The sequence below is a fragment of the Thalassotalea nanhaiensis genome (assembly GCF_031583575.1).
Taxonomy (GTDB): Bacteria; Pseudomonadota; Gammaproteobacteria; order Enterobacterales; family Alteromonadaceae; genus Thalassotalea_A; species Thalassotalea_A nanhaiensis.
Genome location: NZ_CP134146.1, coordinates 430843 through 446596, shown reverse-complemented (window position 1 = coordinate 446596; position 15754 = coordinate 430843). Strand labels below are relative to the sequence as shown.

Below are 15754 nucleotides of genomic sequence, written 5' to 3'. Positions count from 1 at the left end.
CTTTTAAAAAATATAAAAATAAAGGAACTTCATTGGTAAAATTACCATCAATTATGAAAGGCGGGCTCAATACAACGTTAACCAATGAGCAGGTAATGTTAAAGCTTACTGAGTGCTATGACAGCAAGTATTTAACTCGCTTGATTGAGCAGTTCAATGATGACCTTTATCACTATTTATTAAGTCAGTCTGACAAATATTTAGCCGAAGATATTGTGCAAACCGTTTGGCTAAAAGTTATTGAGAAACGCCATTCTTATCGCATACAAACTAGCGTAAAAAGTTGGTTATTCAGTATCGCCAGAAATTGCTTGATTGATGAGTTAAGGCGTCAACAACGCTGGAAATTTGACGATAATAATGACGATATACAAGTCATTGAAGTGAATTATGAAGAGTTGTTGGCTAACGAGAAGGTAGAACAAATCTTTAATTACTTATTAGAACAGTTGCCATTTAGCCAAAAAGAAGCATTTATTTTGCAACAAGAAGGTTTCTCTTTAGAGGACATTTCTTCTATTTGTAATGATAAAACTGAAACAATTAAATCGAGACTGCGTTATGCAAGAGCCCACTTTAAACGACATATGGAGTTGTTAGATGTCAAATAATAACATTGATAACAACTCAACGTTTGATGAGAAATTGGCAAATTTATATCAAAAACGAAAAGTTGAACATAAGCCTTCAGAACAGTTAAATACTAAACTGAGCGATATATTGCATAGAGAAACTGATAACCAACTTAGCCTACGCGAGAAATATAATCGTTTCAATTTTTTTAAAACCGCTGCTTTAATGGTAATTTCAGCCATCGCAATTATCCCTTTATTTGCATTACTGCAAGAGCAGGTATCTAAAATAAATACGCCATCGACCATAGTTTCACATGAGATTGAAATTTATCACTCAGAAGAAAAAACACAGGTGCAAAGTGCTTTACCTGAAAGGCAGATATCGTCAAAACCTGAAGTCGTTTTTTACATGGTCACTGCAGATAATGAGCAACAAAAGTTGCATCAATTTAATCAACAAATTGAGTTATTTTTAGCAAGCAACCATAACAAGTTAAACAAGCAGCAACGTAGTTTATATGCCAATTCGGTGAGTAAAGGAAAATTGATAAAACAAAAGGACATGTGGTTTATTGAGTTTTGCGGTGAGAATATGCAACTACTGGCAATGGATCTTATCGAAGAAAGCTTGTTAGCAGACCCATTGTTAGACGAAACCCGTGAAGGTAGTTTTTTTGATGTCTATTCAAACCCAACGGGCGTAATAGCAATGCTTGAAAACGATAATGAAAGCCAATGTAATTAAGAATGGATTGTTGAAATAATTCAGTAGCCAGCACGCAAAGTTATAGTAAACACTTTCAGTAATTCATCATCCATCAACCGGATTCTCGGGGGTGTTTAGTATTAATTGATAAAAGCCTAAATCAAGCCAACGGCCAAATTTATAACCGGCTTCTTTAATTGTACCTGCATGCACAAATCCAAGCTTTTCATGTAATGCTATGCTGCCAGCATTACTAATATCTATGCCGCCAATAATGGTGTGGTATTGTTGTTTTTTAGCAATTTCTATAACTTTTTCCAGTAGTACTTTACCAAGCCCTTTACCTTGATGATCTTGGTGAATATACACCGAATGTTCAACTGAATATTTAAAGGCTGGCCAAGCTCGAAATGTACTATAGGTAGCAAACCCCATAATTTGTTCGTTATCATCTACAACAGCAATTACGGGATAATCATTTATAGTTTTTGCTTTAAACCAACTTTCCATAGAGTCTATGGTTCTAGGTTTATAATCATATAGGGCAGTAGATGAAACAATCGCCTGATTCAATATTTCAAGAATTTCAGCTGCATGTATTTCATAGCAACAATTTACAAATTTCATTTCATCACCTAACCCTAATGGACACAAATTCTAGTCTAGTTGATATCAATCATACATTGGGTAACAATATGTAGTCTAACCTTGAGGCTTTATAAATATTAAAAGCTTAAATATTTCAATTTAACACTAATTAATCGATTACTTACATGCCTGAATTACCAGAAGTCGAGGTGTGCCGACAAGGCATTAGCCCTCACGTTTTAAACCAAACCGTTGCCGATGTTGTGGTGCGCAATGCAAAAATGCGCTGGCCAATTACGCCAACGATTAAGGAAATGTGCGGTGAAAAAATTATCGAGGTTACTCGACGGGCAAAATATCTATTATTAAAAACGGCTAAAGGCACCTTAGTTCTGCATCTAGGAATGTCGGGCACAATTAGAGTTATTCCAAAAGATACCGTAGTAGCTAAACACGATCACTTTGATTTAGTACTAGCTTCAGGCGTTGCATTACGCCTTAATGATCCTAGACGATTTGGCGCAGTGCTTTGGTTAACTGAAGATGTTTATGAGCACCCTCTTTTAGCGAAGCTTGGCCCTGAGCCATTACTTGCTGATTTTGATAAAGGCTATTTATTTAAAAAATCTCGCAAAAAGACAGTACCAATTAAAACATTTATTATGAACAATCATGTGGTTGTTGGTGTAGGGAACATATATGCCAATGAAGCATTGTTTCAAGCAGGTATTTTACCCACAGCGCCCGCTGGTAAAATTAGCCAAAAGCGTTATGACAACCTTACTGAGATAATAAAACAAGTGTTGGCAAAAGCGATTAATCAAGGCGGCACTACGTTAAAGGACTTCACCCAGGCCGATGGTCGACCGGGTTATTTTGCACAATCATTACAGGTGTATGGCCGTGGCGGTGAAAAGTGCGTTGTTTGTGCAACAACGCTGGAAGAAATTCGTCAATCCGGGCGAGCCAGTGTTTTTTGTTCTAAATGTCAGAAAAACTAGGCTCTATTTATTAGCCAATTAAGTGCTTAGGCGCCATTACTGTTGCTTCACCACTAATTACCACAGCACCTTCTGGGTTGGTTGCTGTCAGGGTAAATTTAACAATGGGCCTTTTCGGGTGAATGCTGGCAACTTCAACAACCGCTTCTATTTCTTCATTTAAAAATACCGGTGCTGAAAATTTAACAGTTTGCCCTAAAAAAATAGTTCCTTCTCCCGGTAGTTCGCAGCCCAGTAAAGCAGAAAATAAGCTGCTTACTAAAGCCCCGTGAACAACACGTTGTTTAAAAATAGAGGCTTTTCCAGCGTCTTCATCCAAATGAATTGGATTGCTGTCTAAAGATACTTCAGCAAATTTTTCTACATCTGCTGAGCTAAATGATTTCTTTAATGATGCTTTCGCACCAACAACTAAAGGTTGCGTCATGATATTTCCTGTTTGCCTTAATAAAAGGCCGTTAGAATTAATTTGAATATTATTGCAGCACTTAAAAAACAGTAAGCGGTTTAACTGTTTTCCAGTGCCAATTTTACCACAGGGTGAACAAATTCACTTACGTTTCCGCCATGCAAAGACACTTCTTTTACCAATGTAGATGAAATAAATGAATTCTCTTCTGCCGGAGTTAAAAATACACTTTCAAGTTCAGGGTACAAGCGTCGATTCATGTTAGCTAACTGAAATTCGTATTCAAAATCAGATACAGCACGCAAACCTCGTATTAATACTTGCGCATTAGCTTGTTTAGCAAAATCGACTAATAACCCACTAAACCCTTGTACCGTTACATTGTCTAAATGAGCGGTTATTTCAGTCAACATTGCCACTCGTTTTTCTAAATTAAATCTTGGTTTTTTACTCGGACTGGCGGCAACGCCAACAATTACTCGGTCAAACAATAGCGAAGCACGCTCAATTAAATCAGAGTGACCATTGGTAACCGGATCAAATGTGCCTGGATAAATTGCGGTATTTTTCATAATGTCACTTAGTTAAATTTATTTATTAATAATTTCATCATTTTAGCTCTGCTTTAGAACAAAGCAAAGTGTTCTGGAAAACTTATTATTTCCTTCGCAGTAAGGATAAAGAAAATATCCCTTTAAATAAAATAAAGTAATTACTCAAAAAAGTTCCATTTTGAACTATTTTGATAGTATGATGTTGGTAACAGTTATTATCAGAATTAAAGAGTTTCATTACAAATGAAAACCAGAGATAAAATCATCGTCGCTAGCATCGAGCTTTTTAACGAAAATGGTGAACGTAACATAACAACAAACCATATTGCTGCTCATTTAGGTATTAGCCCGGGTAACCTTTATTATCATTTTCGTAATAAAGAAGACATCATAAATGCCATTTACAGCGAATATGCAGATGATTTAATTAATCAGTTTAAAGGCTTATCTGACGCGCAAAACCCTTTAGATAGTATATTGTTATATATGGACATTGTGTTTCAGCTAATTTCTAAGTTTAGGTTTTTCTACAGTAATTTACCGGTACTGTTAAGCAAAAACCCAGCGCTAAAAAAACGCTACAGCGAAATACAAAAAGAGATCATCAAAAAAGTTTCTAGCATGTTGCAGTCTTTAAATGATGCTGAAATCTTAAGTATAAAAGATGATGAACTAGATGATTTAACCTGCTTGCTAAGGATCACAACAACATTTTGGTTAAGCTATTTGCAAACACAACTAGATGATAATCCAAAAATTGATGATGCTAGTTTGTATGAAGGTCTATTAAAGATTTTTGCATTGTTAAGTCCATACGTTACCGATAAGGCCCGTGAAGACTTTGAAACTGCACGTGACCAATACAAAGTATTAAAACAAGAAGCACTAGACCAACAGGTTGCATAACCACTTCAGCTATTCGTCGTAGCCTTGCTTCAATAGTTGCCACTGAGTTTCATTAAAGTGAAACTCAGGTAACTTACCCAGCTCCTTATTAAATGAGCGTAGTAAGCGCTGTAAATTTTCTTGTTGCCACTTACCCGATTTAGGCATAATCCGCCCTTGATCAAAGTCGATTAACCAAACCTTATTTTCACTATCTAGCATAATATTATGTGCATTTAAGTCATGGTGATAAATATTCTTTTGATGAAACGTTTTAATACAACGACCAATATTTTGCCATATATCGTCAGGTAGCCCAGCCTTAGAAAGCAAGCCGACAAGGTCGGTTGCGCCTGGAATTAATTCAATCAGAATATCGGCTTGATAGGTAAACCCATTGCGTTTCACCTGAAATGCTACCGGTTTAGGCGCGGGTAAATGCCAATGCTGCATTTCTTTGAGCAAAACAAACTCTTTTGCCGCACGGCTATTCATTACACCAGTAAAAATATAACTGTCATTGATTAACTTACCAATTAAGCCACCTCGATAATAATGGCGCAGCACCATATTCGTTGTAGGGTGATTAATAAACCAAGCGGTTCCTCGACCAACAGCTTTACCTAATACAGCATCTTTTTGTTGCCAATAGTCGGCATTGAACATTTCTAAACAAAAATCCGGTAACAATTCACCCTCATAAATACAGGTATAATCACCTTCTTTAAAAAAATTAACAGATGATTGTTTTACAAATCTCGACAGGTTCAAGATAATAGGCCTTAATTAATTATATTTTGCTTAATTGCTATTTTGGTAAATCGTTTATGCTAGGTCAAATACCTACCCCAAAATCTCTATGTATTTTAAGGCTTTCCGCCATTGGTGATGTTTGCCATGCAGTTGCTATGGTACAACAAATTCAAAAACAATATCCAGATATTGAGATCACTTGGGTGTTAGGTAAAGTCGAGCACATGCTGCTAAAAGATTTACCAGGTATTAATTTTGTTATTTTCGATAAATCAAAAGGGTTTACCGCCTTTAAAGAACTAAAATCAGCAATGAATGGTCGAAAATTTGATGTGCTGTTCCATATGCAAGCAGCGCTACGAGCAAGTATTGCCAGTTTATGTATTTCGGCAAAAATAAGGATTGGCTTTGACCGTGCCAGAGCAAGAGAAGGCCAATGGTTGTTTTCCAATAGAAAAGTAGCCCCGCAAAACCAGCCACACGTACTGGAAGGTTTTATGGCATTTGCTAATGCGATTGGAGTTAAAACCGAAGAGCCGCACTGGCTCATGCCTTTTGGTGAAAATGAACGTACATACGCCAAAGAGCTCATCCCACAAGATAAGTTTTATACTGTAATTTCTGCAGCAGCCAGTAAAGCAGAGCGAAATTGGCCTGCGCAAAAATATGCTCAAGCAGCGGATTATTTAAGTAAAAAAGGCTATCACGTTGTACTTTGCGGAGGGCCTGGTGAACTTGAAGTTAATCTTGCCAATGATATCGCCAAGCATGCCAATGTTGAGCTAATAAACTTAGTTGGCAAAACTAATTTAAAACAATTAATGGCGGTTTTAGAGTCTGCAAAGCTTGTTATTGCTCCCGACACTGGCCCAACACATATGGCGACAACTGTGGAAACACCTGTGATCGGTTTATACGCCCATTCAAACCCTAAACGCACCGGTCCTTATACTTGCCAACATTATGTTGCAAGCGTTTATGAAGAGTGTGTTTTAGAGCAGCATGGCAAACCTTCAGAGCAACTTCCCTGGAACACTCGCGCTAAAGGCGAATTAATGGATCGCATTACTGTTGATATGGTCATTACCAATATTGATAAAATATTATCTTAACGCATTAACCTTTTTAAACACCTGTACAATTTTAACTTTATTAAGTAGACTTTTTTAAGCAAGGAATTGATAGTTTTTCTATCAAGCAATGTCAAAACTAGGTTTACAATAATGTTAAGAATAAAGTTAATTAGTTTGATTTTGTGCATGCTGGTATTAAGCAGTTGCGCAACAAAAGTTGAAAGTATTGATCAGGAGAGTGAGGTTGCTCTACAAGAAAAACAGGGATATTTACTGCTCGCCGTTGACACTAACCGATCACTCCAAGAAATCATATTAACAGGCACCAAACGCATTGCGCTGTCTGAAAAAGATTTAAAATCTGGCAGTAATTACATATTAGTTCCTCTACCTGTTGGTCAATATGAGATCAGTAAGGTCACATTTAATAATTACGCTTACCTTAAAGATTTCGAAGACGATATTTGGGCGTTTACTGTAGAAGAAAACAAAATAAACTACGCTGGCCATTTGAAAATGAATAGCTATGTTGTTTGGTACTACGTTGCCTCAAGAATGTCCTTAAACAATAACTCATCTATCGCACTTGAATTTATGGAAGATAAATTCTCCAACATTTTACTGAATCATCCGATGACATATTCTGGCCCCGGCGAAGAGAACTTCTTTGAGTTAATTAATTCACAGCCAGCAAAAAAGGATAGTGAATAATGAGCCGCTTAAATTTAGTAGTTTTGCGTATCAGTCTGATAGTAGTGACTTTGTTAAGCAACCACGTAATCGCCAAGCCATACAAATTAATACCAGTAGAAGATATTATGCAATCATCGCAAGTTTATTCGATGATATTAAGCCCCGATGGTAAGTATATTTTCTCTTATGAGCACATGAAACGCTTCAATATCGTAAGGCTCATTGACCCGCAAAAAAGACTTAGTGTGCCGATGTTTCGTATGGATAGAAAACGGAGTTCATACGTTGAAAATTATCAATGGGTTGACAATGATACTGTATACCTACAGATGAAAAAGCGAAGAGGCTTTATTAACATAAAGGATGATGGTGAAAAACCTGAAGGTATTTGGCAGTCCTTAGGGGTTAGTGGCTTTATGGTTTCAACATTACCAAATGAAGAAGACACCGTTCTGTTCGCTCGCAACGTCACTAAAAAGCAAAAATACCCTAGATTTAAGCTGTATAAAATAACGACAGATCAGTTAGCTGTAAGTAACTATGATGAAGCTATAGAGGTTGAAAACACCCTCAACGAAGCCTTTCATTATATTTATGATGATGTGAACAAAGCTCTAATTGCTGCAATCAAAAACGATGACCAAATAGAATTTTGGTACCAGTTAACATCTAAAGATAAGTGGAAAAAATTCTATGATATTAATGCTGAAAATCAGTTTATCCCCATTGGCTTTTTAAATGAGGGGACACTTGCAGTTTTAACCAATAAAAATTTGGACCGAACTTCATTAGTTGAGTTTGACATAACAACAAAGACGCTTGGTAAAGTAATTTACCAACACCCAAATTATGATTTAATTGATGCTAAATTAAATAAAATGCATCAAGGCGTAAATTATGTAAGCTTTCTCGAAGAGGGCATTCCAAATAGTCATTATTTTGCCAAAGAAAAGACAGATTTAGCTAAAAGTTTAAAAAAATCCTTTAAAAACCAGCAGGTGTCAGTCATTGAATCTAGCCTAGATGACAATTATAAGTTGATTAAAACATTTAGTTCTACCAATCCGGGAAAGTTTTATTTCTTTCAAGCTGATACTAAAAAGGCAATATTTATTACCGAAAAACGTACTACTTTAGCGCCTTATAAACTTAGTCCTACTGAGGTGTTTCAGGTAGAAGTCGAGCCTGACGTATTCATTGAAGCATTATTAACTAAACCAGTTGGTTATAGTAATGGGGTGCTGTTAGTGAATCCACATGGTGGCCCTATTGGGATCAGAGATTTAGCAATATACGACGCACAAACGCAGTATTTTACCAACCGTGGCTATTCGGTGCTCAAGGTTAATTTTCGTGGTTCTTCCGGTTACGGTAAACAATTTATGAACGAGGGGCGTGGCGAGTTTGGTAAATTGATCGAACACGATATAACCGCCGCGGTGAAACAGGTTAGAAAAGAACATAAGTTCGAAAAAATGTGTTCTATTGGCACTAGTTATGGCGGTTATTCAGCAATGATGCTTGCAATTAAACACCCTGAAGATTATCAATGCATTGTCGCAAAATATGGTATCTACGATTTGCCACATTTATATAATGCAAACAATCAAGTTTATAGTGATGAACGCCGTCAAGCGTTAGACAAAGTGATCGGTGGATATAAAGAGTCATTAAAAGAAGTATCACCGTTTTATTTGGCTGAAGACATTAATGTACCAGTACTCTTAATTGCGGGGAAAAAAGATACTATCGCTCATTTTGAACAGTCCAATAGAATGAAATATCGTTTACAACAGCTAGGTAAAAATGTAGAGACGGTGTTTTACAATAGTGTTGGCCATGGTTATCACTATTATTGGAAGGGAAATCGACACGAAATTGTCTATGTTGAAGACTTTATTCGCAGGCAACTTGGTTTACCTTTTCCTCCCGCGATGAATGAGCAACAAATAAAAGCACAAGAGCGACGTAGATTGCTTGACGCTTATGACGTTGATGTTGAAAATTTAACCACTCTTTCTTCAGAACAAAAAGAGCAAAAAATTGAAGCCGAATTACAAGCATTAATTCAAGAGCAGCTTGCTGAAGAAAAAAAGGAACAAGCTGAACGTGCTGCACAAAAAAAAGCTGATGAAGAGTTTACTTACTAGGTTAATAACATATTTGAGTACATGTACTTCTATAGCCTGAGCTACCTGCTTTAGGTTATTGAACTAACAGCAAGAATATAGTTACTTAAGCAAACTTTGTAAGGTTTCAATACTCTTATCTGTAGCACCTTGATTGGCAAGAACTACACCAAGTGCATTTTTGCCAATCGTTATTGCTAATTCTTGATCAGTTAATAAACAATGTAATTTAACGGCAAGTTCGCTGTTTTGCTCTAACTGCACTATGCCATTGGCTACTGTTAGTTTTTGTGTGATCTCTTTAAAATTTGCCATGTTCTCACCAACAAGAACAGGTTTAGAAAATAACGCCGGTTCCAGTGGATTATGCCCACCAACATCAGAAAAGCTGCCGGCAACAATACAAATCTCAGCCAGCGCATACACAGATAACAATTCCCCTAACGTATCGATTACCCAAACCTCATGGTCATCAATTATCGGTTGTTTAGAACTGCGCGTAACGGTTTTAAAACCTTGCTCTTCACACAGTTTTGTTACCGTAGAAAAACGTTCAGGGTGGCGAGGAACAAGCACCAAAAGCAATTCAGGGTTGTCGTTTTTTAACTTTTTATACGCAGCAAGTGCGGGTAATTCTTCCCCTTGGTGTGTACTGCCTACAACCAGTAATCGTCTATGTTCAGGAATGAATTTTTGCAGCTGTGAAATTTTATTTTGCAGTTCATCGGTAACACTTATGTCGTACTTTAAATTACCAGAATTTTTAACTAAATCGGCATTAGCCCCCATTTCAATAAAGTGTTCGGCATTATCTGCACTTTGGCACAATATGGCAGAAAATTTATTCAATGCAGGTCTAATTAACCACGACAGTTTTTTGTAATTTTTTAAAGATTTTTCTGATAAACGACCATTAATTAACAGTAATTCAACGTTAGATTTATAGCAGCGTTGAATAAGTGTTGGCCATAGCTCTGTTTCCATAAGCACTACAGCTTTGGGCTTTAACAATCGAAAGAATAAATGCACACAAAATGAAATGTCTAATGGCAAATAACAATGCTGTACTTTATCAATGTAGAATTTTTTTACTTGCGCTGAGCCTGTCGGCGTAAACGTGGTTACAGTAATAGGTAAATCTGGATAAGTAATTAATAACTTATCAATAAAAGGTTTAGCGGCTATTACTTCACCTACACTAGCCGCGTGTACAACAATACCGCCTGGCTTTATATTTGAAGGCAACCAGCCAAATCGCTCAGTTAAGCGCTGACGGTATTCTCGTTGCGAAAACGAGCGAACGATGAGAACCAATAATAACACTGGTACAAGCAATAAAATAAGTATTTGATATAGGCGTAAAGACAGCTTTTCTTTGTTCAATGTGTTTTCTTCTAAATAAATGAGCCGTTATCATCATACTAACAACGGACTGAATTAGCTTAATAAATTATCGGAATTAGTATTATCTTTCAAATATTGCATCAAGAATAATTGAAGAGTTCGTTCGCTCTACCCCTTCTAAATGACAAATATTATCCAATATTGCCGTAAGATGTTTAAGCGATTGGATTTGCAGAACAACAAGCAGATCATACTCCCCGCTGATTGAATAGATATGGCTTATCTGGTGTATTTTTCTTAAAATTATGCAAATTTTCTCACGCAAATTTGGGTTAACTTTCAAAGATACATTTATGGTAATTAAATCTTTGGTGTAACTGCTGCCTAATTCAACGCTGTATGACTTAATCACACCATTACTTTCAAGCTTATTTATACGGTTTTGTATGGCTGTTCTTGAAACATTTAACGCTCTGGCGATATCTGAAACACTCGCCCTGGCATTACATCTAAGAATGGAAAGCAACTCTTCGTCTTTTTCACTGATCATTCATCAATTACCTTATATGAAACTAAAAACCGACATTGCAAATTGACACAGCAAGGTGTCAATTTGCAATGATTATAAGGCATTTTGAACATCTGTAAACTTTTTTTTATAGTCTGATAGGTGAATAATATGTGTCATTAAAAAATGCAGCAAAATGCTCGCAAGAAACTACAATTACTAATCATGTTTTTTAAATAAATGATTTAACTGAGGCTAATATGTCATCTAATTTTATTAACCACCTTCAACAACAAATAGATCAAGTTAAAGAAGAGGGCCTGTACAAAGCTGAACGAATTATCACTACTGCTCAACAAGCCGATATAGCAGTTAGCAGTGGCGAAGAAGTAATTAACTTTTGTGCCAATAACTATTTAGGTTTAGCCAATCATCCTGAGCTTATTAATGCAGCTAAAGGTGGTTTGGACGACCACGGTTTTGGCATGGCATCGGTACGTTTTATTTGTGGCACACAAGATATTCATAAAACATTGGAAGGCAAGCTATCCAACTTCTTGGGTATGGAAGACACTATTCTTTATTCATCATGTTTTGATGCCAACGCCGGTTTATTTGAAACAATATTAGGCGCTGAAGATGCCATAATTTCGGATGCTCTTAACCATGCATCCATTATTGACGGTGTTCGCTTATGTAAAGCAAAACGTTTTCGTTATGCCAATAACGATATGGCCGCATTAGAAGAACAGCTAATTGCTGCCAATGAAGCCGGAGCACGTTTTAAGTTAATTGCTACTGACGGCGTATTCTCAATGGATGGCGTAATTGCCAATCTAAAAGGTGTATGTGATTTAGCCGACAAATACGATGCAATGGTTATGGTAGATGACTCACATGCGGTAGGTTTTGTTGGTGAAGATGGTCGTGGTTCACACGAATACTGTGAAGTAATGGACCGAGTTGACATCATTACAGGTACCTTAGGAAAAGCCATGGGCGGCGCTTCAGGTGGTTACACATCTGCAAGTAAAGAAGTTATTGAATGGTTACGTCAGCGTTCTCGTCCGTACTTGTTCTCGAATTCATTAGCACCAGCAATCGTAACAGCCTCAATTAAAGTAATTGATATGTTAGCCCAAGGTGGTGAATTGCGTAAAACGTTAAAAGATAACGCTGCTTATTTCCGTAACAATATGGAAGCAGCCGGCTTTACCTGTGCCGGAGCAGACCACGCGATTGTGCCAGTAATGTTAGGTGATGCAAAGGTTGCAGCAGATATGTCAAACCGTTTACTTAGCGAAGGCATTTACGTTATTGGCTTCTCATTCCCTGTGGTACCAAAAGGCCAAGCCCGAATTCGCACACAAATTTCTGCGGCTCATACAAAAGCACAGCTCGATAAAGCCATTGAAGCATTTACCCGTATTGGTAAAGAAATGGGCGTAATTTAATAAGCTTAAATTAGAGATTATAAAATGAAATCATTAGCAAAACTAAAGGCTGAACCGGGCATTTGGATGACTGATTCACCAAAGCCAGAAGTTGGTCATAACGACTTACTCATTAAAATCAACAAAACCGCAATTTGTGGTACCGATATTCATATTTACAACTGGGATGAATGGTCACAAAAAACCATTCCAGTACCTATGGTTGTCGGTCATGAATATGCCGGTGTTGTGGTTGGTATGGGTCAAGAGGTTAAGGGCTTCAATGTAGGCGATAGAGTTTCTGGCGAAGGTCATATCACTTGTGGCCATTGTCGTAACTGTCGTGGTGGCCGCACTCATTTATGTCGTAATACTGTTGGTGTTGGCGTTGACCGCACCGGCTCATTTGCTGAATATTTGGTAATACCTGCCTACAATGCATTTAAATTACCTGATGAAATTTCTGACGATTTAGCTGCTGTATTTGACCCGTTTGGTAATGCGGTACATACCGCCCTTTCATTTGATTTGGTCGGTGAAGACGTGCTTATTACAGGTGCAGGCCCTATTGGCATTATGGCTGCAGCGGTTGCTAAACATGTTGGCGCTCGCCACGTAGTCATTACAGACATTAACGAATACCGCTTAGACTTAGCTCGTAAAATGGGTGCTACCCGCGCAGTAAATGTTGCAAACGAAAACCTGAAAGATGTTATGAATGAGCTTGGCATGACCGAAGGCTTTGACGTTGGCATGGAAATGTCTGGCGTGCCTATGGCCTTTACCGACATGTTAGAGAACATGAACAATGGCGGTAAAATTGCCATGCTCGGTATTCCAGGGCAAGACATGGCAATTGATTGGAGCAAGGTTATTTTTAAAGGCTTAACCATCAAAGGTATTTATGGCCGTGAGATGTTTGAAACCTGGTATAAAATGGCTAGCCTTATTCAATCTGGGCTCGACTTATCGCCTATTATTACCCATCACTTCCCTATTGATGAGTTTCAACAAGGCTTTGACGCCATGTTATCAGGTAACTCTGGTAAGGTTATTCTTAGCTGGGATTAACCGGAAAATTTAGGTTAAAGCGTTTTTTATTCAAGCCTGTTGAGTTTTTACTAGCTCAACAGGCTTTTTTTGTTAAAATCACTTTAACGACATTTTTCATAACAAATAAAGAGAATATTGTGTTATCAAACGACAGCACCTTCAAACACATTAATGTGGCCGATGTAGTAAATGGTTTACCTACCAAAGAACATGTGGTTGTAGATATTCGTGATGCTAATTCATATGCGGCTAGTCATATACCCGGAGCAATCCATTTAACCAACGATGTGTTGAGCGACTTTTTACGAGAAGCTGATTTTGATGCGCCTACCGTTGTATGTTGTTATCACGGTATATCCAGCCAACAGGCCGCACAGTTTTTAATTAGCCAAGATTTCACCGATGTTTACTCACTAGATGGTGGATTTGAATTATGGGCTAACAGCTATCCGCAACATATCGAAAAAGCATAACTAGAGTGCAATCTTAAATGCAAATATTGGTTAACGTAGAACAAAAATCCATCGCTTTGATCTTTGCTGATTACTTAAAAAGTATCAATATTAACTGTGAGATCAAACCAGCCTTAAACGATAATCAAACCCTTGATGGTTGGGCAATTCTTTGTGATTCACAAGAAATAGATAGAGCAAAGTATGAATTTGAACAATTCATTAGACAGCCTAATCATCCAAAATATCAACAGTCTGCCTGGCAAAGTGGTCAGTCGGTCAAACTCAATGGTAGCTCAGGTCTGACTAAGCAAATTAAAGCTAATTTTTTGGCTCAAGCTGGTCCTTTCACCATAGGTATTTTTATTCTTTGTTGGTTGGTATTTGCCGCAACATTCTTGCTATTCGGCAATAGTTTGTATCAATTGGTTATATTCAACCAAGCAGGAGATATAAGCCAAACTGCAGCTCAACCTTGGCGGCTGATCACTCCGGCCTTGTTCCATTACTCTTTATTGCACATTGCTTTTAATACTATGTGGTGGTGGCAACTTGGTGGTCAAATAGAAAAGAACTTGGGACTGAATAAGATCATACTATTATTTATTGGCTCTGCTGTACTTTCTAATGTTGCTCAATTTTATATGTCAGGCCCAAATTTTGGCGGTCTTTCTGGTGTTGTTTATGCCACTGTAGGTTTCGTCTGGTGGTATGGTTATTTAAATCCAGATAAAGGAATTGGTTTATCTAACTCCATAATTGGCTTTATGCTATTTTGGTTAGTGTTAGGTTATACCGAGTTTATGCCGATTAATGTTGCTAATACAGCGCATTTAGTGGGTTTAATTTCGGGAGTATTATATGCCTTGTTTGTTACTCAAATGACTAAAATAAAGAAAATTAATTAACTATGTTTGAATTAACAAAGCAGTTTCCCATCGGTCTAGATGTTAACTGGGTAAGCGCTAAACATGCACCACAAACGCCACGATTAAATGATTGGTTATTAGATCCGACATCACTCACGGCTCGTCTTAAAAGTCACTGCAATGATTTTAAAGTACATGTGTTAGGGCAACGCGTAGAAGCTTGCCAATCACATGAAGCGAATGCGGACATAATTCTTGGCGAACAAGTATTGGTTCGAGAAGTAATACTATTTTGTGATGATGTACCGCATGTGTTTGCTCGAAGTCTATTGCCCTTAAAAAGTTTAACCGGCGAACAACAAGCATTAGCAAGTTTAGGAGAGCAGCCATTAGGTCAGGTATTGTTTAATAACCCTAAATTGCATCGCGAAGTGGTTGAAGTAGCTGAAATTGAACCTAGCCTAAGAGTGTGTGAATTAGCCGCGATGTTAAATTTACAAGTTAAGCAAAATTTATGGGGCCGACGTTCGCTATTTTTTATTGAAGATAAGCCTTTAATGGTAGCAGAAGTATTTTTGCCAAGCGCTAGAGCTTACTTGAAAACATGATTAAAATATTCAGAAACATCACAAGCGTTACTGATTCTATCTAAAACACCAATATTTCAAAGACATACTATCCCTCTAAAAATTATCATAAAAAAATTCTATTTTAATCATAATAGATCCG

18 protein-coding genes are annotated in these 15754 nt (G+C 37.3%); 12 read left to right on the top strand and 6 right to left on the bottom strand.

Annotation, left to right across the window (positions count from 1 at the left end; genetic code table 11):
• The first annotated feature begins 32 nt into the window (after nucleotides 1–32).
• Complete coding sequence (locus RI845_RS02075; RefSeq protein WP_348388107.1) at nucleotides 33–611, top strand: RNA polymerase sigma factor; 579 nt, start codon at nucleotides 33–35, stop codon at nucleotides 609–611.
• The gene (locus RI845_RS02070; RefSeq protein ID WP_348388106.1) at nucleotides 601–1320 is read left to right on the top strand and encodes a hypothetical protein; all 720 of its coding nucleotides are present in this window, start codon (nucleotides 601–603) and stop codon (nucleotides 1318–1320) included. Before RI845_RS02075 ends, RI845_RS02070 begins: the two co-directional genes overlap by 11 nt.
• Nucleotides 1321–1386: 66 nt before the next feature.
• On the opposite strand, the gene RI845_RS02065 is transcribed toward RI845_RS02070, so the two are convergent.
• Entirely contained in the window at nucleotides 1387–1908 is a 522-nt protein-coding gene (locus tag RI845_RS02065; protein ID WP_348388105.1) for a GNAT family N-acetyltransferase, read from the bottom strand.
• 146 nt (nucleotides 1909–2054) lie between these two features.
• Here RI845_RS02065 and mutM point away from each other — a divergent pair, with 146 nt between their 5' ends.
• Nucleotides 2055–2870: a bifunctional DNA-formamidopyrimidine glycosylase/DNA-(apurinic or apyrimidinic site) lyase gene (gene mutM, locus RI845_RS02060; RefSeq protein ID WP_348388104.1), complete on the top strand. Its 816-nt coding sequence runs from the start codon at nucleotides 2055–2057 to the stop codon at nucleotides 2868–2870.
• 10 nt (nucleotides 2871–2880) lie between these two features.
• Here mutM and RI845_RS02055 read toward each other — a convergent pair whose 3' ends face one another.
• Nucleotides 2881–3297 carry a MaoC family dehydratase gene (locus RI845_RS02055; protein WP_348388103.1) on the bottom strand — a complete coding sequence of 139 codons (417 nt, stop codon included), beginning with the start codon at nucleotides 3295–3297 and terminating at the stop codon, nucleotides 2881–2883.
• An 80-nt stretch (nucleotides 3298–3377) separates the two neighbouring features.
• A complete protein-coding gene (gene coaD, locus RI845_RS02050; protein ID WP_348388102.1) occupies nucleotides 3378–3851 on the bottom strand; it encodes a pantetheine-phosphate adenylyltransferase in 474 nt (157 codons plus the stop codon).
• Nucleotides 3852–4076: 225 nt separating this feature from the next.
• On the opposite strand from coaD, the gene RI845_RS02045 reads away from it, so the two are divergent.
• Nucleotides 4077–4739 carry a TetR/AcrR family transcriptional regulator gene (locus tag RI845_RS02045; protein ID WP_348388101.1) on the top strand — a complete coding sequence of 221 codons (663 nt, stop codon included), beginning with the start codon at nucleotides 4077–4079 and terminating at the stop codon, nucleotides 4737–4739.
• A gap of 9 nt (nucleotides 4740–4748) precedes the next feature.
• On the opposite strand, the gene RI845_RS02040 is transcribed toward RI845_RS02045, so the two are convergent.
• Nucleotides 4749–5489, bottom strand: a complete 741-nt coding sequence (locus tag RI845_RS02040; protein ID WP_348388100.1) for a 3-deoxy-D-manno-octulosonic acid kinase — start codon at nucleotides 5487–5489, stop codon at nucleotides 4749–4751.
• Between the two features lie 56 nt (nucleotides 5490–5545).
• On the opposite strand from RI845_RS02040, the gene RI845_RS02035 reads away from it, so the two are divergent.
• From RI845_RS02035 to RI845_RS02025, 3 genes are all read left to right on the top strand, one after another.
• Nucleotides 5546–6583, top strand: coding sequence for a glycosyltransferase family 9 protein (locus tag RI845_RS02035; protein ID WP_348388099.1), 1038 nt, complete (start codon nucleotides 5546–5548; stop codon nucleotides 6581–6583).
• 111 nt (nucleotides 6584–6694) lie between these two features.
• Nucleotides 6695–7255, top strand: a complete 561-nt coding sequence (locus tag RI845_RS02030; protein ID WP_348388098.1) for a hypothetical protein — start codon at nucleotides 6695–6697, stop codon at nucleotides 7253–7255.
• Nucleotides 7255–9387, top strand: coding sequence for an alpha/beta hydrolase family protein (locus RI845_RS02025; protein ID WP_348388097.1), 2133 nt, complete (start codon nucleotides 7255–7257; stop codon nucleotides 9385–9387). The genes RI845_RS02030 and RI845_RS02025 overlap by 1 nt, the downstream gene beginning before the upstream one ends.
• Before the next feature lie 81 nt (nucleotides 9388–9468).
• On the opposite strand, the gene waaA is transcribed toward RI845_RS02025, so the two are convergent.
• Both waaA and RI845_RS02015 read right to left on the bottom strand, forming a co-directional pair.
• Nucleotides 9469–10749, bottom strand: coding sequence for a lipid IV(A) 3-deoxy-D-manno-octulosonic acid transferase (waaA, locus tag RI845_RS02020; RefSeq protein ID WP_348388096.1), 1281 nt, complete (start codon nucleotides 10747–10749; stop codon nucleotides 9469–9471).
• An 82-nt stretch (nucleotides 10750–10831) separates the two neighbouring features.
• Nucleotides 10832–11260: an Lrp/AsnC family transcriptional regulator gene (locus RI845_RS02015; RefSeq protein ID WP_348388095.1), complete on the bottom strand. Its 429-nt coding sequence runs from the start codon at nucleotides 11258–11260 to the stop codon at nucleotides 10832–10834.
• Between the two features lie 218 nt (nucleotides 11261–11478).
• On the opposite strand from RI845_RS02015, the gene RI845_RS02010 reads away from it, so the two are divergent.
• The 5 genes from RI845_RS02010 to RI845_RS01990 all read left to right on the top strand — a co-directional run bounded on the left by RI845_RS02010 (nucleotide 11479) and on the right by RI845_RS01990 (nucleotide 15633).
• Nucleotides 11479–12672, top strand: coding sequence for a glycine C-acetyltransferase (locus RI845_RS02010; RefSeq protein WP_348388094.1), 1194 nt, complete (start codon nucleotides 11479–11481; stop codon nucleotides 12670–12672).
• A 24-nt stretch (nucleotides 12673–12696) separates the two neighbouring features.
• On the top strand, nucleotides 12697–13722 hold the full coding sequence (gene tdh / locus RI845_RS02005) for an L-threonine 3-dehydrogenase (RefSeq protein ID WP_348388093.1): 1026 nt from the start codon (nucleotides 12697–12699) through the stop codon (nucleotides 13720–13722).
• A 119-nt stretch (nucleotides 13723–13841) separates the two neighbouring features.
• Complete coding sequence (glpE, locus tag RI845_RS02000; protein WP_405054078.1) at nucleotides 13842–14177, top strand: thiosulfate sulfurtransferase GlpE; 336 nt, start codon at nucleotides 13842–13844, stop codon at nucleotides 14175–14177.
• A 17-nt stretch (nucleotides 14178–14194) separates the two neighbouring features.
• Complete coding sequence (gene glpG, locus RI845_RS01995) at nucleotides 14195–15064, top strand: rhomboid family intramembrane serine protease GlpG (RefSeq protein ID WP_348388092.1); 870 nt, start codon at nucleotides 14195–14197, stop codon at nucleotides 15062–15064.
• A gap of 2 nt (nucleotides 15065–15066) precedes the next feature.
• Nucleotides 15067–15633 (top strand): chorismate--pyruvate lyase family protein, encoded by a 567-nt coding sequence (locus RI845_RS01990; protein ID WP_348388091.1) that lies wholly within the window; start codon nucleotides 15067–15069, stop codon nucleotides 15631–15633.
• The last annotated feature ends 121 nt before the right edge of the window (nucleotides 15634–15754 follow it).

What these genes read in the sequence shown, in the direction of transcription:
- RI845_RS02045 (WP_348388101.1), top strand. Translation starts at nt 4,077, where the DNA reads ATGAAAACCAGAGATAAAATCATCGTCGCTAGCATCGAGCTTTTTAAC.
- RI845_RS02015 (WP_348388095.1), bottom strand. Translation starts at nt 11,260, where the DNA reads ATGATCAGTGAAAAAGACGAAGAGTTGCTTTCCATTCTTAGATGTAAT.
- RI845_RS02025 (WP_348388097.1), top strand. Translation starts at nt 7,255, where the DNA reads ATGAGCCGCTTAAATTTAGTAGTTTTGCGTATCAGTCTGATAGTAGTG.
- RI845_RS02035 (WP_348388099.1), top strand. Translation starts at nt 5,546, where the DNA reads ATGCTAGGTCAAATACCTACCCCAAAATCTCTATGTATTTTAAGGCTT.
- RI845_RS02065 (WP_348388105.1), bottom strand. Translation starts at nt 1,908, where the DNA reads ATGAAATTTGTAAATTGTTGCTATGAAATACATGCAGCTGAAATTCTT.
- tdh (WP_348388093.1), top strand. Translation starts at nt 12,697, where the DNA reads ATGAAATCATTAGCAAAACTAAAGGCTGAACCGGGCATTTGGATGACT.
- RI845_RS02030 (WP_348388098.1), top strand. Translation starts at nt 6,695, where the DNA reads ATGTTAAGAATAAAGTTAATTAGTTTGATTTTGTGCATGCTGGTATTA.
- coaD (WP_348388102.1), bottom strand. Translation starts at nt 3,851, where the DNA reads ATGAAAAATACCGCAATTTATCCAGGCACATTTGATCCGGTTACCAAT.
- RI845_RS02070 (WP_348388106.1), top strand. Translation starts at nt 601, where the DNA reads ATGTCAAATAATAACATTGATAACAACTCAACGTTTGATGAGAAATTG.
- RI845_RS01990 (WP_348388091.1), top strand. Translation starts at nt 15,067, where the DNA reads ATGTTTGAATTAACAAAGCAGTTTCCCATCGGTCTAGATGTTAACTGG.
- RI845_RS02055 (WP_348388103.1), bottom strand. Translation starts at nt 3,297, where the DNA reads ATGACGCAACCTTTAGTTGTTGGTGCGAAAGCATCATTAAAGAAATCA.
- glpG (WP_348388092.1), top strand. Translation starts at nt 14,195, where the DNA reads ATGCAAATATTGGTTAACGTAGAACAAAAATCCATCGCTTTGATCTTT.
- mutM (WP_348388104.1), top strand. Translation starts at nt 2,055, where the DNA reads ATGCCTGAATTACCAGAAGTCGAGGTGTGCCGACAAGGCATTAGCCCT.
- RI845_RS02010 (WP_348388094.1), top strand. Translation starts at nt 11,479, where the DNA reads ATGTCATCTAATTTTATTAACCACCTTCAACAACAAATAGATCAAGTT.